Source organism: Allobosea sp. CER48 (assembly GCF_044752385.1).
Classification (GTDB): domain Bacteria; phylum Pseudomonadota; class Alphaproteobacteria; order Rhizobiales; family Beijerinckiaceae; genus Allobosea.
The window spans coordinates 1-1,509 of sequence record NZ_JBIWYK010000622.1; the positions used below are offsets into that span (position 1 = coordinate 1).

The following is a 1,509-nucleotide window of genomic DNA, read 5'->3' on the forward strand; positions in this document are numbered from 1 at the left end:
TCCGGGCGTGACAGGGCTTCCTGCGCGATCACCGCCTGTGGAGGCATCATGTCACCCGAGTTCCTGCTGACCTCGCTGATCATCGTCGCCTCGCCGGGAACAGGCGCGATCTACACCATCGCTGCCGGGCTCACGCGCGGTTCACGGGCGAGCGTGCTCGCGGCATTCGCCTGCACGATCGGCATCGTGCCGCATCTGATCGCGGCGATCATGGGCATCGCGGCGCTGCTGCATGCCAGCGCGCTCGCCTTTGCGATCGTGAAATATGCCGGCGTCGCCTATCTGCTCTACATGGCCTGGCAGACGCTCAAGGAACATGGCGCGCTCAAGGTCGACACCAGGGCGGACGCACGCTCGGCCTGGCTCGTGCTGCGCGACGGGCTCGCGATCAACCTGCTCAATCCCAAGCTCTCGATCTTCTTCGTCGCGTTCCTGCCGCAGTTCATCGCGGCCGACGAAGCAAACCCGATGTCGCGGATGCTGGAGCTCTCGGGCGTGTTCATGGCGATGACGTTCGTCGTCTTCGCGCTTTACGGCCTGTTCGCTGCCGCGATGCGCGACAAGGTCATCGGGCGCCCGGCGGTGATGGCTTGGCTGCGCCGCAGTTTCGCCGCCGCCTTCGTCGCGCTCGGCGCCAAGCTCGCGCTGACGGAGCGTTGACGAGCCGATGGCGCGGCAGGCGATCCTGACGATCGAGACGCGCGGTCCGGGGCTCTATGAGTTCACGGACCGCGCCGTCGCCTTCCTGCGGGGCGGCGGGGAGACGAGCGGGCTCCTGACGCTGTTCGTGCGCCACACCTCCTGCTCGCTGCTGATCCAGGAAAATGCCGACCCGGACGTCCAGCGCGATCTCGACGCGTTTTTCCGCAGGCTGGTTCCAGCGGCCGATGATCCTGCGATGGACTATTTGGTCCATCGGGCCGAGGGACCCGACGATATGCCGGCCCATATCAAGGCGGCGCTGACGCCGGTTTCCCTCGGCATCCCGGTGATCGGTGGCCGTCTCGCACTCGGCACCTGGCAGGGCATCTATCTTTTCGAGCACCGCGCAAGGCCGCATCGGCGCGAGGTCGCGCTGCACCTCGGCGAATAGTCGTTCAGGCCGGCGGCGCGACGACCAGCGCGACGAGGCGCCGGACGATGGGCAGGACCAGCAGCAAGGTCGGGAAGGCAACGATCCAGGACAAGGCCCAGGATGCGGGCCAGGTCTGCAGAAACTCGACCGTCGGGCCGAGAGCCTTGAGGGTCGAGATGCCCGAGACGACGAAGGTCATCAGGATCGAGAGGAAGAACGGCATCGCCACACCGGCGTAGCGGGCGGGGAGGCGGCGGAAGGCAGGGCGAGGCATAGGTCGGGCTTTCGCAAGTGGCAGGCCGTTCGGATGCATCCGGATACGGCATCATGCCGATTGGATGCGTTGCCTGACGTGAGACGCTTACGAACGGGTGCTATGCCCGATGGCGGCTGCATAGTCGATGGCAGCCCGAATGCCAAGCCGGTTACCGTGC

3 protein-coding genes are annotated in these 1,509 nt (G+C 66.4%); 2 read left to right on the forward strand and 1 reads right to left on the reverse strand.

Annotation, left to right across the window (positions count from 1 at the left end; translation table 11 throughout):
• Positions 1-48: 48 nt before the first annotated feature.
• Both ACIPIA_RS16080 and ACIPIA_RS16085 read left to right on the forward strand, forming a co-directional pair.
• Positions 49-660, forward strand: coding sequence for a LysE family translocator (locus tag ACIPIA_RS16080; RefSeq protein WP_400510979.1), 612 nt, complete (start codon positions 49-51; stop codon positions 658-660).
• A gap of 7 nt (positions 661-667) precedes the next feature.
• Positions 668-1,093, forward strand: a complete 426-nt coding sequence (locus tag ACIPIA_RS16085; RefSeq protein ID WP_400510977.1) for a secondary thiamine-phosphate synthase enzyme YjbQ — start codon at positions 668-670, stop codon at positions 1,091-1,093.
• Between the two features lie 4 nt (positions 1,094-1,097).
• Here ACIPIA_RS16085 and ACIPIA_RS16090 read toward each other — a convergent pair whose 3' ends face one another.
• Positions 1,098-1,349 (reverse strand): DUF2798 domain-containing protein, encoded by a 252-nt coding sequence (locus ACIPIA_RS16090; protein ID WP_400510978.1) that lies wholly within the window; start codon positions 1,347-1,349, stop codon positions 1,098-1,100.
• Between the last annotated feature and the right edge of the window lie 160 nt (positions 1,350-1,509).

Excerpts from the sequence above, each read along its gene's own strand:
- ACIPIA_RS16085 (WP_400510977.1), top strand. The coding sequence starts at position 668 with ATGGCGCGGCAGGCGATCCTGACGATCGAGACGCGCGGTCCGGGGCTC.
- ACIPIA_RS16080 (WP_400510979.1), top strand. The coding sequence starts at position 49 with ATGTCACCCGAGTTCCTGCTGACCTCGCTGATCATCGTCGCCTCGCCG.
- ACIPIA_RS16090 (WP_400510978.1), bottom strand. The coding sequence starts at position 1,349 with ATGCCTCGCCCTGCCTTCCGCCGCCTCCCCGCCCGCTACGCCGGTGTG.